The organism is Janthinobacterium sp. C22, from assembly GCF_057919405.1.
Map to the genome: position 1 here is coordinate 5,808,033 of NZ_CP193659.1, position 14,949 is coordinate 5,822,981.

A 14,949-nucleotide genomic window follows, 5' to 3' on the forward strand; every position below is an offset into this window, starting at 1 on the left:
TGATAGAGTTATCTGAAAAAATACATTTTAGAATCATCTAGCCCAAAAAATAGAAAGAGAATTAAATAGTGACTACTCTCCCCACCCTTCCTCGCTGGGCACCGCAAAATTTCGTTTGGGGCTTTCCCATTTCCGCAAATTATTCTTGGGTTGAAAGCTATGCTACTACCTCTCTTAGGTCAGTAGACATTAGCATAGGAGTCGATGTTGAAGACTCTAAACCACCATTTTTCTTCTTCACATCTCCCCATCTAAATCACCTCCCCCTGACCAGGCTCAAGGACGCGCTGCCGCACTTATACTTTTACTAAATGGCTTACTCTGTCTACAAAGCGGCCCAAGCTTTCATCCATTCTCTCTCGGCTCTTGCATAGATCTTGAAAACCAAGCTGACAAATCTGTGCCAGACTATAAAGTCCCAAAAATGTCGCCTTTTCCAGAGGATCATCAAAACCTGCGCTACACAGAACATCATATAAGGAGACTATCAGGGGATGGCCAAATTCTTCTTACTGCTCGTTATGACAGACACGTTCGCCACATGCTTGAGTTTTTTGGAATAGAAGGGCTCACCTTTGCCAGTTTGTACAAAGCATTGGACACAATGAAGGATGCTGGCTACAAAGAAAAGAGACTTGCAACACTCGTGAACGAGAAAATTACCGACCCCATAGAGAAGGAAAAAGCAATAAAGAAAGTTGAAAGTAATATAAATGATTTTCGTTTCACCGCAAATACTTTTCAAGCAGCCGGCCATGAAGCACGACACGGTTTAAGTCCAGAGGTAACAACGAAGGCCCGGGCGCTTACAATCGAAGAAGCATCTAAGATAATGTCACCAATAATTCTAAATTTTATCCATGATCGAGTTAGAAACCAATTTTCAGCTCTAGTGTCACCTCTTATCGTTACAACTGCTAGCAACAAACCAGGTCAAGCCTTACCAAGGTACGATGAAAAATAAGTAGTACCAAGGAGAGGTATCGAAAGATAAATCTCTATCAATATATTGGTTCGGTCACTAACCGATATATCAACCCGCCCCCGCGTGCATCCGCACGCGGACTTCGGCAACATGCACTGCATGAACGCCGACCTGTCCGACCTCCTCCGCTTGCTGCAAAACCTGATCCGCCTGGGCACCATTGCCGAGGTCAAAGGGGCCAAGGCGCGCGTGCGGCTCGGGCCGACACTCACCACCGAATGGCTGAAATGGGCCACACGGCGCGCCGGCAGCACGCGCACCTGGTCGGTGCCCACCGTGGGCGAACAGGTCATCGTCTTTTCCCCGGGCGGCGACCTCACGCGCGGCATCATCTTGCCGGCGCTGTACTCGCAGGAATTTGACGCGCCCGACACCAGTCCCACCATCCACACCACGCATTACCCCGACGGCGCCGTGGTGCAGTACGACCATGCGGCCCACGCCCTGACGGCGACGCTCCCCGGCGGCACCGCCACCATCACCGCCGACAAGGTGACGTCGAACGCACCCAGCACCATCTGCACGGGCGACCTGACCGTCATGAAAAACCTGATCGTCAAGCAGTCCACCACCGTGGAAGGCGCCACTACCCTGAACGGCGGCGTGAACGCCAAGGCCGGTGCCGCTGGCGGCGTGGCCATGGCCGTGCAAGGCACCATCAAGGCCAGCGAGGACGTGCTGGCCGGCGCCATCAGCCTGGCCAAGCATCCGCACGGCGGCGTCAAGGCCGGCGGCGACAAGTCGGGCGGGCCGCAAGCATGATGGGCATGCACGCCGCCACCGGGCGCAGCCTGACGGGCCTGGGCCACCTGCGCCAGTCCGTGACCGACATTCTCACCACGCCCATCGGTTCGCGCATCCGGCGCCGGCGCTATGGCTCCGAAGTGCCCGAACTGATCGACCAGCCCTTGCACAGCGCCACGCAGTTGCGCATCTATGCGGCCACCGCCTTTGCCCTGCGCCGCTGGGAGCCGCGCCTGCAGCTCGCCAGCGTACAGCTCACGCGCGACACGGACGGCGCCATCGCGCTGCTGCTCGATGGTACGGCCAATGGCCAGGGCATCACCCTGGCCGTGCCCGTCAAGCAAGGCGGCGCCGTATGAGCACGCCCATCGACCTGACCCAGTTGCCGGCACCCAGCGTGGTAGAAGTGCTGGACTTCGAAGCCATCCTCGCCACACGCAAAGCGCACCTGGTGAGCCTGCTGCCGGAAGCCGAGCGCGCCACCGTCACGGCATTGCTTGAACTGGAGTCGGAACCGGCCACCAAGCTGCTGGAGGAAAACGCGTATCAGGAAACCATCCTGCGCAACCGCGTCAACGAGGCAGGCAAGGCGGTCATGCTGGCGTTCGCCCTCGACGGCGACCTCGATCAACTGGGCGCCAACGTCAACGTGGCGCGCCTGGTCATCACGCCGGCCAATCCCAACGCCATGCCGCCCGTGGCGGCCATCATGGAAGACAACGACGCCTATCGCCTGCGCATCCAGGAAGCGCCGGACGGCCTGTCCGTGGCCGGCCCGAAAGCCTCCTACGAATTTCACGCCCGCAGTGCCGACGGCCGCGTCAAGGATGCAAGCGCCACCAGTCCGGCGCCCGCGCACGTCATCGTCACGGTGCTGGCCAACAACGACACCGGCATCGCCGACGCCGCGCTGCTGGCCATCGTGGCACGCGCGCTCAATGCCGAGGAAGTGCGCCCCTGGGTGACCGCTTGAGCGTGCAGGCCGCCCAGGTCATCGACTACCAGATCGAGGCCACCTTGTTTATCGGCGTCGGCCCGGAAGTGCCGATTCTGCTGGACGCCGCGCGCGCCAACGCCGTGCGCGTGTCGCAGCCGCGCCGCCCGCTGGGCCACAGTATCTACCGTTCCGCCTGCAGCGCCGCCGTGCACGTCGAAGGCGTGCGCAAGGTCGTCTTGACCAGCCCGGCGGCGGACATCGAACTGAACGCCACCCAGGCCGCGCGCTGCACGGCCATCAAGCTCAATGTGGTGGTGCGCGATGAATAACTTTGTGCCGACCCTGCCGCCCAACACCACGGCGCTGGAACGCGCCATTGCCGTGGCCTGCGCCGAGCTGGTCAACGTGCCCGTGCCGCTGCGCGACCTGTGGAGCGCCGACCGCTGCCCGGTCAACTTGTTGCCGTTTCTGGCCTGGGCCTGTTCCGTTGACCGCTGGGACGACGCCTGGCCCGAATCGACCAAGCGCGGCACGATCAAGGCGTCCTATTTCATCCACAAGCACAAGGGCACGATTGCCGCCGTGCGCCGCGTTGTGGAGTCCCTGGGCTATTTGATCCGCATTACCGAATGGTGGCAGACCATGCCGCCGGGCGTGCCGGGTACCTTCCGCCTCGATGTGGGCGTGCTGGACACCGGCATCACCGACGCCATGTTCCAGGAAATGGAACGCCTGATTGCGGACGCCAAGCCCGTCAGCCGCCACATGACGGGCCTGGCCATTTATCTGGAAAGCCGCGGCAACGTCTACACAGGCGCTTGCGCCTACCACGGCGACAGCATGACCGTGTATCCCTGGATCGCGGAAACCATCGAAGTGCGCGGCACGCTGTTGCAGGCCGGCGCATCCCATACCATCGACACTCTCACCATCTATCCATGAGCACATACTTTGCCATCCTGACGCAGGTGGGCGAGGCCAAGCTGGCCAACGCCATCGCCCTGGGCCAAACCCTGAAACTGAAGAACCTGGCCGTGGGCGACGGCAACGGCACTCTGCCCATGCCCGTGCGCACGCAAAAGGCGCTGGTACGCGAGGTGCGCCGCGCCGGCTTGAACCAGCTGACCGTCGACCCGGCCAACCCAAGCCAGATCATCGTCGAGCAAGTCTTGCCCGAGGACGTGGGCGGCTGGTGGATACGCGAAATCGGCATCTACGACGAGGCCGGCGACCTGTGCGCGGTGGCCAACTGCCCGCCCAGCTACAAGCCCCTGATGCTTGAAGGCAGCGGGCGCACGCAAGTGGTGCGCATCGTCCTGATCGTCGCCAGCACGGCCGCCATCGAATTGAAAATCGACCCGTCCGTCATCCTGGCCACCCGTAAATATGTCGATGACCAGGACATTACCGTGCGCGCCTACAGCGACGCGCAACTGGCCAAGCACCTGGCCGCCGCCGATCCGCACCCGCAATACAGCATGAAAGAGGTGGCGACGCTCAAGAAATTTGACGCCTCGAAGAAGCTGGTCAATGCGGAGTTTGTCCAGCAGGCACAGGGCAGCATGGTCAAATTCGTTGGCGTGGGCGCGAGTCGCACCTTGACGGCGGACGATATGGGCGCCGCCCTGTACTTTACCACCCCTGGCCTGACGCTCACCATTCCCAGCCCGGACGCGCTGGGTATTCCCGCCAATTCGGGAAAATACTTCAAGCTCTTCGGACGGAACCAGGCCGCCGGCACGATTGCGTCCGCTGCTGGCGTGGTCATTGCCTATGACGTCAGCGACGTGAAGAATATTGTCGTCAAACAGGGCCAGTTCCTCACCTTGATGGCGACGGCCGGCCAAGTCTGGCAAGTCATCGACGCGACGGCCGAAATGTGGCGCAACGTCGATTTTGCCGACTACTTCAACAACACGGCCCCGACGCAGCCCCAATTCGACAGCAGCACAAAGATCGCCACCACCGAGTACGCCAATCGGATAGGCATGCAGGCGTCCAAAATGGTCGTGGTCGGTACCGGCAAGTATCCCTTGTCGAAAGACGATGCCGGCGCGAGCTTCATCAACAATGGCGTATCGGGCCTAGGCCTGGCGGAATTCACACTACCCGGCTCCAGGCAATGCAAACGCGGCACGCGCATCGAATTCTTCTGCGTTGTCAGCGTCAGCCCTGGCATGAAGGTCAATGTCGTCCCGGGCGACCTGCTGTATGCCAGCGCTGTAGCCATCCAAAGCATCGACGTCAATGCTGGCGAATCGCTGACCGTGGAAAGCGATGGTCTGGGCAACTGGGTCTGTGTCAATGGTTCGGCACAACTGCGCCATGTGGAAGCGTTCAAGAATTACTTTGGCAACGTCGCGCCAACGCCCGAGCAATTCAACAGCGGGCCGCGCATTGCAACCACCGAGTTTGTCCGCCGCGCACAAGGCAGCATGACGGGTTACACCCGCGTGGAAGCGGACCGTTCGCTGACCGCCGACGACGCCGGTTCGGTGCTCTTGCTGGGCGGCGCGGCAATGGTGCTCACCCTGCCCCCTCCCGTATCGCTGGGCATTCCCAACAATGCCGGTATCTGCGTGCGCGTCCATTGCACCGGCCCGCAAAGCGCACGGCTCGTACCGGCCAAGGGTGCCTTTCTCATGGCGCCCGATGAAACGAACAGCATCACGGTCAAAAAAGGCCAGTCGCTCACGCTGATGGCGACCACCGATCAGGTGTGGCGCGTGATCGATTCCACCGCGGAACTGAGCCGCAATGCCGCATTTTCAGGCGTGCTGGCCGGTAGCGGCCACAAGTTCCTGCCGGACGACTTCATCATGCAATGGCAAACCGTCGACGTGCCCGTCGCATCAAACGGCATTGCAACGAAGAATTTCTCCTTTCCGGTTGCGTTCAAGGAAGCGGCGTTCGGCTGCACGGCCAGCGTCCTGGGGGTCGGTGCGAGTCCCAATTCCAATGCGTTTGTCGCCGCCATGCCCACCTCCGTGAATGGCGGCGTGGCGCAGAACAATTACACCAACAGCAACGTTTCTGTTTTCATTATTTCCATAGGCAAGTGAAATGACCATTCGCTACTCTTACTCGACAGGCAATTTTTATCCCCAACACATTGAGTATCCGCACCTGCCTGACGACTTGATCGAGGTGGATGACGAAGACTATGCGGCCGCGATGGGCAGGCCCGCAGGCCATGCCTTTCAATTTGAGAACGGCCGGCTGGTCATTACCGCGCCGACGCCCACGCCGCTGCTGGTGCAGTGCGACACCTTCCTGGTCGGCGTCAGAAAAACGCGCGACGGCATCCTCAACCGCCTGGCCGGCATCGGCTTTGCGGCCGTGGCCAGCGGCGACACGGACACCGTGCAAACGATCATCACGGCGCGCACCTGCCTGCTCGACATCACGATCTGCCCAAGCGTGACCGCCGCGCGCGATCTGGACGAGCTGCAGGCAGCCGTCAGCGCCGAGTTCCAGCGCATCGCGGACACGCTGCCGCAAGAGGCGCGGCGCGCCTTCGATGAAGCAGCCATCACACAGTAACACCCCGACATTTACCACCTACCAGGAGAACAACATGGCTACCGACTATCACCATGGCGTGCGCGTCATCGAAATCAACGAAGGTTCGCGCCCCATCCGCACCGTCTCCACGGCCGTGCTGGGCCTGATCGCCACGGCCGACGATGCGGACCCGGCCGCGTTCCCGCTCGACACGCCCGTGCTCGTCACCAACGTGCTGGCCGCCATGGGCAAGGCCGGCAAGACGGGCACCTTGTATCGCAGCCTGGCGGCCATCGCCGCGCAGACCAAACCGCTGACCATCGTGGTGCGCGTGGCCGAAGGCGAAACGGAAGCGGAAACCACGACCAATGCCGTGGGCGGCGTGTCGCCGGACGGCAAGTACCTGGGCGCCCAGGCGCTGCTGGCCGCGCAAAGCAAGCTCGGCGTCAAACCGCGCATCCTGGGCGCGCCGGGGCTGGATACCCAGGCCGTCACCAATGCTCTGGCCAGCGTGGCGCAACGCCTGCGCGGCTTCGTGTATGCATCCGCCTATGGCTGCGCCACCGTCATGGCGGCCACCACCTATCGCGGCCAGTTCGGCCAGCGCGAAATCATGATGATCTGGCCCGACTTCGTGAACTGGAATACCGCCACCGATGAAGAGGCCAGTATTTCCGCCGTGGCCTACGCCATGGGTCTGCGCGCCAAGATCGACGAGGAGACGGGATGGCACAAGACGCTGTCGAATGTCGTCGTCAACGGCCCGACCGGCATCACCAAGGACGTGTTTTTCGACCTGCAAGACCCGGCCACCGACGCCGGCGTGCTCAATGCCAAGGAAGTGACCACCCTGATCAACATGGGCGGCTACCGCTTCTGGGGTTCGCGTACCTGCGAGACGCCGGGCGGCTTCTTCTATTTCGAAAGCTACACGCGCACGGCCCAGGTGCTGGCCGACACCATCGCCGAGGCGCATTTCGCCTTTGTCGACCTGCCCTTGCATCCGTCCTTGGTGCGCGATCTGCTGGAAAGCATCAATGCCAAGTTCCGCGACTTGAAACTGCAGGGCTACATCATCGACGGCCATGCCTGGTATGACGAGCAGTTCAACGACAAGGACACGCTCAAGGCGGGCAAGCTGGCCATCGACTATGACTACACGCCCGTGCCGCCGCTGGAAAACCTGAAATTCCAGCAGCGTATTACCGACCGCTACCTGGCCGACTTCGCCTCGCGTATCGCCGCGTAATCAGCATCCCCACCCTGCCCGCACCAACGCGGGCGCATTGAATCACTGGAGAAATTATGGGCCTGCCCCGCAAACTGAAAAATTTTAACTTGTTCCAGAACGGCGTGTCCTTCATGGGCATGGTGCCTGAAGTCACCTTGCCCAAGCTGAGCCGCAAGATGGAAGAGTACCGCGCCGGCGGCATGAGCGGCCCCGTGTCCGTGGACTTCGGCAATGAGGCGCTGTCGCTGGAATGGAGCGGCGGCGGCCTGATCGCCGAAGCCCTGAAACAGTACGGCGCCCACGCACACGGCGCCGTGCAGCTGCGCTTTGCCGGCGCCTACCAGGAAGACGATGACGGCACGGTCGCCGCCGTCGAGGTCGTCGTGCGCGGCCGCTACAAGGAAATCGATATGGGCGCGGCGAAGATGGGCGACGACACCACGCACAAATACACGATGGCCTGCAGCTATTACAAGCTGATGATCGACGGCGCCACCGTCATCGAGCTGGACTTCATGAGCGGCACCGAGAACTTCGGCGGCGGCGACACGAATGCCGCCATCCGCAAGGCCATCGGCCTGTAATCCCCTTTTTAAACACACCACAACAAGGAAACCACTATGCACAACGATACCCAAAACCAAGCCGTCATCGAACTGGACGAACCGATCAAGCGCGGCGACGGCTTCATCACCGCGCTCACCGTGCGCAAGCCCAAGGCGGGCGCCCTGCGTGGCATTTCCCTGATCGAGCTGGCCAACCTGAACGTGTCGGCCCTGCAAATCGTGCTGCCGCGCATCACCGAGCCGACCTTGACCGCGCACGACATCGCCAACATGGACCCGGCCGACCTGCTGGCCGTGGGCGCCGAGGTTGCCGGTTTTTGGCGAGCAAAGCCGATCGCCTTTCGGTATCCCCGGCGAAGTAGAAGACGCCATGGCCGACATTGCCGGCGTCTTCCACTGGACGCCGGCAGCGATGGACGGCTTTACGATTGATGAACTGATGGCCTGGCGCGAGCGCGCCCGGCAACGAAGCGGAGCGGAATAGATGGCTGGTCGGGATTTGAAGTTACAGGTAGTGTTTGCAGCGCTGGACAAGATCACCGGCCCGCTGAAAAAATCATGGGCGGCTCCAGCGATACGGCCAAGGCGTTGAAAGCGACCAGCGACCGTTTGCGTGACTTGAATGCCCAGCAGAAAAACATCAGCAAGTTCCGCGAACTGCATGGCGGCCTGGACGCCACGCGCACCAAGCTGGAAGCAGCCCAGCAAAAGGTGGCCAGCCTGGCCACCAAGATGAAACAGACGGAGGCGCCCACGCGCGCCATGACGCGCGAGTTTAACGCCGCCGTCAAAGCGGCCGGCGCCTTGAAGACGGCAGGCCAGCAGCAGGCCCAGCAACTGCAGGTCATGCGCGAGCGCCTGGCGGGCGCCGGCATCGGCACCAAAGACCTGGCCAACCACGAGCGCACCTTGCGCCGCGAGATCGAGGCCACCAACAAAACCATGACCTTGCAGCAGCAGAAGCTGGCCAATGCAAACGCCAGGCAGCAGCGCGTCACCAACGCCACCCAGCATGCCGACAAGCTGCGCAACAAGGCGGGCAATCTGGCCATGGCCGGCGCTGGCGCGACCGCCACGGGCGCCGTCATCGGCGCGCCCGTCGTCAAGGGGCTGAACGAGGCCAAGCACTATCAAACGGAAGTGGGCAGAGTCAACGCGCTGGGCCTGGGCGACAAGGTGTCAGCCGAGGCCGTCGCCTTCGCGCGCAACATGAAGACCTATGGCACCAGCCAGCTCGACAACCTGCAGTTGATGCGCGACGGCATGAGCGCCTTTGCCGACGTGCACCACGCGGAAATGGTCGCGCCTACCCTGGCCAAGATGAAGTTTGCCAATCACGCCTTCTTTGGCGAGGCCGAAGGCGCCGACAACGAACGCAAGTTCATGGACATGCTCAAGGTCATCGAGCTGCGCGGCGGCCTGGAGAGCAAGGAAAAGTTCGAAGCCCAGGCCAATATCGTGCAGCAGGTCATCACCGCCACGGGCGGGCGCGTGGGGCCGAATGAATGGCTGAACATGATCAAGACGGGCGGTATCGCTGCCAAAGGCTTGAAAGATGATGCGTTTTACTACCAGATGGAACCGCTGGTGCAGGAAATGAGCGGCAACCGCGTCGGCACGTCCCTGATGAGCGCCTACCAGAACTTGTACCAGGGCCGCACCACCAAGCGCTCAGCCAGGAAGCTGGAAGAGTTCGGCCTGATTGGAGACAAAAGCAAGGTCAAGCACGACAAGGCGGGGCAAGTCTCGTTCCTCGATCCCGGCGCGCTGCTGGGCGCGGAACTGTTCCGCGAAAACCAGTTCGAGTGGCTGGAAAAGGTGCTGTTGCCGCAACTGGCCAAGAAAGGCATCACGGAAAAGAAACAGGTGCTCGACGCCATCGGCAGCATCTTTTCCAACCGCACGGCGTCGAACCTGTATTCGCAGATGTACTTGCAGCGCGTGCAGATCCACAAGAACGAAAAGCTCAACCGTGGCGCCGCGAACATCGGCCGGCTGGAAAAGCTGGGCCGCGACTCGGCCGCCGGCAAGGAACTGGAGGCGCAGTCGAAGCTGGCCAACTTGAAACTGACCATGGGCGAAAAAATCCTGCCGCTGTATGCGCAGGGGCTGGAACTGGCGATTTCCGCCGTCACGCGCCTGAACGGTTTCATGGAGCGCAACCCGACCGTGGCCAAGGTCATGATTACCGCTTTTGCCGTGCTGGCCGGCCTGCTGCTGGTGCTCGGCCCGCTGATGCTGGGCATCGCCGCCATGATCGGCCCGTATGCCATGCTGCACGTCATGTTTGCCAAAATGGGCGTGACGGGCGGGGTGCTCACGCCCATCCTGCGCGGCCTGGGCGGCGCCTTCATGTGGGCGGGCCGCGCCGTGCTGTGGCTGGGTCGCGCCCTGATGCTGAACCCGATTGGCATTGCTGTCACAGTCATCGCCAGCGCCGCCTTCCTGATCTACAAATACTGGGAGCCGATCAAGGGTTTCTTTCGCGGTCTGTGGTCGGACGTCAAGACGGCGTTTGCCGGCGGCTTTACCGGCATCAATAGCCTGATCGCCAACTGGTCGCCCCTGGGCCTGTTCTACCGCGCGTTTGCGGGCGTGCTGGGCTGGTTCGGCATTGCGCTGCCGGCCAAGCTCACCGACTTTGGCGCCAGCATCCTGCAGCGCATTACCGCATCCTGGCAACCTATCGCCGCCTTCTTTGCCGATATCTGGTCGCGCCTGCGCACCGTCTGCGCTGGCGGCATGGGCAACATCACGGCCCTGATTATCAACTGGTCGCCGGTCGGCGTGTTCTATCAGGCGTGCGCGGGCGTGTTGAGCTGGTTCGGCATCAAGCTGCCGGCCCAGTTCACCGAGTTTGGCGCCAACATCCTGCGCGGCCTGGTCAACGGCATCACCGGGTCCATGGGCGCCGTCAAGGACGCCATCAGCAATGCCGGTTCCAGCACCATTGCCTGGTTCAAGGAAAAGCTGGGCATCCACAGCCCAAGCCGCGTGTTTGCCCAGCTCGGTGACTACACCATGCAGGGTTTGGCCGTGGGCCTGGACCGCAGCGAGGGCGCGCCGATTGCCAAGGTGTCTACCCTGGCGCAGCGCCTGACGCAATTGGGCGCCGGCATCGCCATCGGTACGGCCACCGCCCTGCCCGCCAGCGCCTTCGACACGCGCGCGCCGCTGTCACAAGGCGGGTTCGGCGCCGGCATGACGATCCAGGGCGACAAGATCGAAATCACCTTCCACGTGCAGGCCGGCACCGATCCCCAGGCCATCGCGCGCGCCGTGAGCGTGGCGCTCGATCAACGCGACCGCGAGAAGGCGGCGCGCATCCGCTCGTCCCTGCGCGACCACGATTAAGAAAGAAGCACCACCATGATGATGATTTTAGGAATGTTCGTTTTCAGCCTGCCCACCCTGGCCTATCACGAGTTGCAGCGGCAAACGGAATGGAAGCACGCCAGCACGGCGCGCGTGGGCCTGCGCGACGCGCACCAGTACGTGGGGCCAGGTGACGACACGATTACCCTGTCGGGCTGGGTGGCGCCGGAACTGACCGGTTCCCTGTATTCGCTCGATGCGCTACGCATGATGGCCGATACCGGTAAATCGTGGATACTGATCCAGGGCACGGGCCGCATTCTCGGCTCGTACCGTATCACCAGCATGACCGAGGGGCGCACCATCCTCGATGGCAGCGGCGGCGCGCGCCGCGTCGAGTTCTCGATTGCGCTCAAGCGCGACGACGACGGCGTGCTGGCCATGGTCGGCCTGGGCGACATCGGCGACCTGAAAAACATGCTCAGCATCGACGGCATGACCAGCAGCATTGCGGGCGCGGCCAAGAATGCCGTGGGCACCGTCGTCGGCAACGTGGTCGGCGGCATCACCTCGAAATACGGCGGCGTGGTCAGCGAGATGAAAGACAAGATCGGCGGCAGCATCAGCGGCGCCATCGGCAGCGCGGCGGACAAGTTCAAATGAGCGAGCATATCCCCGCCTTCAAGGTCAGCATCGAGGACAAGGACATCACCGCCATCGTCTCGCCCCGCCTCATCAATCTGACCTTGACCCTGTGCCGTGGCGACGAGAGCGACCAGCTCGACATTTCCCTGGACGACAGCGACGGCAAGCTGGCCCTGCCGCCGCGCGGCGCGCAGATCGCCCTGGCGCTGGGCTGGCAAGCGTCCGGCCTGGTGGATATGGGCAAGTTCACCGTCGACGAGGTGGAGCACAGCGGCGCGCCCGACACCATCACCCTGCGCGCCAGGTCGGCCAACCTGATCGACACGTTCAAACAGCAGCAGGAACACAGCTTCCACAAGACCACCCTGGGCGCCATCATCGAGGCCATCGCCTTTCGCAACGAGCTGGCGTCGGGCGTGTCCGCGCGCCTGCGCGATACCGCCGTCGAGCACATCGACCAGACCCATGAAAGCGATGCGGCCTTCCTGCGCCGGCTGGGCAGGAAATACGACGCGGTGGCCACCGTCAAAAATGACACCCTGCTTTTCATCCCCATCAACCAGAGCCGCACGGCCAGCGGCAAGGCGCTGCCCGTCATCCCCATCACGCGCGCCCTGGGCGACGGCCACCGCTACCACAGCGCCGAAAGCGACGCCTACACGGGCGTGCGCGCCTTCTGGCACGACGAGCGCTACGCGCGCCGCCGCAGCGTGGTGGCCGGCGTGCCCGGCAACAGCAAGCGGCTGCGCACCACCTTCGCCAACGAAACGGATGCGCGCGCGGCGGCCGTGGCCGAATGGCAGCGCATCCTGCGCGGCCTGGCTACCTTCGAAATGAACCTGGCCCTGGGCAACCCGGCCGTGTTCCCGCAATCGCCCGTCACCGTGCAAGGCTTCAAGCCCGAGATCGACGCCACCGAGTGGCTATCGGTCAAGGTCACGCACAGCCTGGGCGGTAACGGCTTTACCACGCGGGTGGAGTTTGAAACGAAGACGGAAGCGGTCGAGGCAGAACGCGAGGACGAGAAAGACCCTGACGAAGGCATCACGGGCGTCGTGGCCAAGTGGAAGGACGTGGCGGCGAAGAAGAAAAAGGCGGGGCAGGAGCAGGCCGGTTCCACGGGCACGCTCAAGACGCTGGAACATCTTTACAAGAGCAAGCAGGCTGCGAAGCGGGCGGCGCTACATGCGTGGATGCATATCGAGGAGATTCGAGACATCATATCTGAAAATTCACAATGAATAGAATTTTTGATGTTAGGAATTTTTCATGAAAGAGGATATTGCAAAAAATAATCATTCAAGGTATTGTTGTTAAATTCACAGCCTTCAATAAAATTAATCATGCATGATTTATTTCCTGGTCACTATCGTCCCTCTGAAGAATCGTTAAAAAAACTATGGGGAAATGCAACTGTAGTTTTCGATACAAATGTCTTGTTGAGTTTGTACTCTTATCCAGAACAAGCTAGAAATGATTTTTTTTCAGTTCTAGAAAAAATAGAAATGAGGATTTGGATTCCATATCAAGTAGCATTTGAATTTCACAAAAATAGATTTTCTAGAATAAGAGGCTCCAATGAGTCCGTAGAGAAACTTCAACAAAAGTTAAAACGTATCATTACAGATTTAAAAAATGACTTCGATAAAATTGAATTCGAGAAGAGAAATACAGGAATTTTCAACTTAAATGACCGTATCACTACAGCAGCGCAAGCATTTAAATCATTGGAAAATGCTATCGATTTGGCATGTGAAAAATTACCAAGAGTAAGTCTTGATGATCCAATCGGTGCAAAAATTGCTCAACTTTTCCTAGGGAAAGTAGGGCCACGACCAACGAATCAGACCGAACTAGATGCTTTAATAGTGGATGGAGATAAACGATATACGTCCGACACACCACCTGGATATAAAGACAAAAATAAAGGAGATAAATATATCGATGGAGACGTCACTTACGAAGCGAAGTTTGGCGATTTAATTCTATGGAATCAAACAATAGAACACATAAAATCCATCTCCAAGAAAGATGTTATCTTTGTTACCGGCGATAGAAAAGAAGATTGGTGGTGGATAGAAAAAGGAGAAATATTAGGGCCGGAGCCAAAACTTATTTCAGAATTTTTAAACAAGAGTGAAGCATCCAATTTTTGGATGTATACAATTGACAAGTTCTTAGAGTTCGCCAGTAGCTTCCTTGATGGAGTCAATATTTCCAACGATACAATTGATCAGGTAAAGCATACTTCAGATCAACAACAATTGGCAGAACAAGATTCCGTACGAATAGATTCATCACGTGTAGATAATTCACATGAGGACATAATTCGAGCATTAAGAGCCGCAAAATATGCCAAATCGGGCTTCCGCGAAGACTATTTGACACCGCAAAATCTAAGCGGTTCCACTTATGTGGCTCTCAGAGACTGGGTGGAGAAAAACAATCCAGACTGCAAGGTGCAGCTTGGCGCAGACGCTGACTTCGTAGTATTGGATAATGAAGAGCCAATTGCAATGTATGAGGTGATACTTCCTCGAAAAATATCAGCAAAATCCATCATCAACAAAATTATTTCAATAAAGAGAAGAACAATACAAAGTTATATTCTTTTGATTGTTATCGATGAAGAAATGATTCATGAATTTGAACATTTAATGCATGGCGGATTTGGTGACATTCAGGGCATGTTAGATTTTTCCGGCGTAACAGGAATAACTTTCGGCTTCATAATAAATGAGCGTTTTAGTGCACTATGCGAACTTACTGCCGATAGACAATACAATCATGCCAATTTCACTCCAAAATATATTAAATATTAAAATTGGAAAAAATAAATTATATTTTTACAGCCCCCCTGAACTTGGAAAATTATTACTCAGGCCAGTGCTTGGACAGATTGAGGACCTCGCGTAATGATATGCCATCCTTTCTTTGGATAGTGAAGTCTTTATCAACTGTCTCATGAGGAAGCTTCTTTAAATCCTCTGGCAACTGGTAGTTTTCCCAAGCGTTTGAGGAT

16 protein-coding genes are annotated in these 14,949 nt (G+C 59.1%); all 16 read left to right on the forward strand.

From position 1 onward, the window contains the following. Positions 1-400 precede the first annotated feature (400 nt). The 16 genes from ACRHIG_RS27250 to ACRHIG_RS27325 all read left to right on the forward strand — a co-directional run bounded on the left by ACRHIG_RS27250 (position 401) and on the right by ACRHIG_RS27325 (position 14,749). Positions 401-964: a hypothetical protein gene (locus ACRHIG_RS27250; RefSeq protein WP_489628531.1), complete on the forward strand. Its 564-nt coding sequence runs from the start codon at positions 401-403 to the stop codon at positions 962-964. An 84-nt stretch (positions 965-1,048) separates the two neighbouring features. Further along, complete coding sequence (locus tag ACRHIG_RS27255; RefSeq protein WP_489628532.1) at positions 1,049-1,747, forward strand: phage baseplate assembly protein V; 699 nt, start codon at positions 1,049-1,051, stop codon at positions 1,745-1,747. Beyond that, positions 1,744-2,088: a GPW/gp25 family protein gene (locus ACRHIG_RS27260; RefSeq protein WP_489628533.1), complete on the forward strand. Its 345-nt coding sequence runs from the start codon at positions 1,744-1,746 to the stop codon at positions 2,086-2,088. Before ACRHIG_RS27255 ends, ACRHIG_RS27260 begins: the two co-directional genes overlap by 4 nt. After that, a complete protein-coding gene (locus ACRHIG_RS27265) occupies positions 2,085-2,702 on the forward strand; it encodes a baseplate assembly protein (protein ID WP_489628534.1) in 618 nt (205 codons plus the stop codon). Before ACRHIG_RS27260 ends, ACRHIG_RS27265 begins: the two co-directional genes overlap by 4 nt. A gap of 2 nt (positions 2,703-2,704) precedes the next feature. Beyond that, positions 2,705-2,995 carry a hypothetical protein gene (locus ACRHIG_RS27270; RefSeq protein WP_489630880.1) on the forward strand — a complete coding sequence of 97 codons (291 nt, stop codon included), beginning with the start codon at positions 2,705-2,707 and terminating at the stop codon, positions 2,993-2,995. Continuing rightward, the gene (locus ACRHIG_RS27275; RefSeq protein WP_489628535.1) at positions 2,988-3,608 is read left to right on the forward strand and encodes a phage tail protein I; all 621 of its coding nucleotides are present in this window, start codon (positions 2,988-2,990) and stop codon (positions 3,606-3,608) included. The genes ACRHIG_RS27270 and ACRHIG_RS27275 overlap by 8 nt, the downstream gene beginning before the upstream one ends. After that, a complete protein-coding gene (locus ACRHIG_RS27280; RefSeq protein ID WP_489628536.1) occupies positions 3,605-5,728 on the forward strand; it encodes a phage tail protein in 2,124 nt (707 codons plus the stop codon). The genes ACRHIG_RS27275 and ACRHIG_RS27280 overlap by 4 nt, the downstream gene beginning before the upstream one ends. A 1-nt stretch (position 5,729) precedes the next feature. Continuing rightward, complete coding sequence (locus ACRHIG_RS27285; RefSeq protein WP_489628537.1) at positions 5,730-6,209, forward strand: hypothetical protein; 480 nt, start codon at positions 5,730-5,732, stop codon at positions 6,207-6,209. A gap of 34 nt (positions 6,210-6,243) precedes the next feature. Further along, positions 6,244-7,419, forward strand: a complete 1,176-nt coding sequence (locus ACRHIG_RS27290; protein ID WP_489628538.1) for a phage tail sheath protein — start codon at positions 6,244-6,246, stop codon at positions 7,417-7,419. A 56-nt stretch (positions 7,420-7,475) separates the two neighbouring features. Continuing rightward, positions 7,476-7,985 carry a phage major tail tube protein gene (locus tag ACRHIG_RS27295; RefSeq protein WP_489628539.1) on the forward strand — a complete coding sequence of 170 codons (510 nt, stop codon included), beginning with the start codon at positions 7,476-7,478 and terminating at the stop codon, positions 7,983-7,985. 36 nt (positions 7,986-8,021) lie between these two features. Further along, on the forward strand, positions 8,022-8,399 hold the full coding sequence (locus tag ACRHIG_RS27300; protein WP_489628540.1) for a phage tail assembly protein: 378 nt from the start codon (positions 8,022-8,024) through the stop codon (positions 8,397-8,399). Beyond that, positions 8,380-8,451, forward strand: a complete 72-nt coding sequence (locus ACRHIG_RS27305; protein ID WP_436505455.1) for a GpE family phage tail protein — start codon at positions 8,380-8,382, stop codon at positions 8,449-8,451. The genes ACRHIG_RS27300 and ACRHIG_RS27305 overlap by 20 nt, the downstream gene beginning before the upstream one ends. A 74-nt stretch (positions 8,452-8,525) precedes the next feature. After that, positions 8,526-11,321, forward strand: coding sequence for a phage tail tape measure protein (locus ACRHIG_RS27310; protein WP_489628541.1), 2,796 nt, complete (start codon positions 8,526-8,528; stop codon positions 11,319-11,321). 15 nt (positions 11,322-11,336) lie between these two features. After that, positions 11,337-11,945 (forward strand): phage tail protein, encoded by a 609-nt coding sequence (locus ACRHIG_RS27315; RefSeq protein WP_489628542.1) that lies wholly within the window; start codon positions 11,337-11,339, stop codon positions 11,943-11,945. After that, the gene (locus tag ACRHIG_RS27320; protein WP_489628543.1) at positions 11,942-13,168 is read left to right on the forward strand and encodes a phage late control D family protein; all 1,227 of its coding nucleotides are present in this window, start codon (positions 11,942-11,944) and stop codon (positions 13,166-13,168) included. The genes ACRHIG_RS27315 and ACRHIG_RS27320 overlap by 4 nt, the downstream gene beginning before the upstream one ends. A gap of 102 nt (positions 13,169-13,270) precedes the next feature. Next, positions 13,271-14,749 carry a PIN-like domain-containing protein gene (locus ACRHIG_RS27325; RefSeq protein ID WP_489628544.1) on the forward strand — a complete coding sequence of 493 codons (1,479 nt, stop codon included), beginning with the start codon at positions 13,271-13,273 and terminating at the stop codon, positions 14,747-14,749. Positions 14,750-14,949 lie beyond the last annotated feature (200 nt).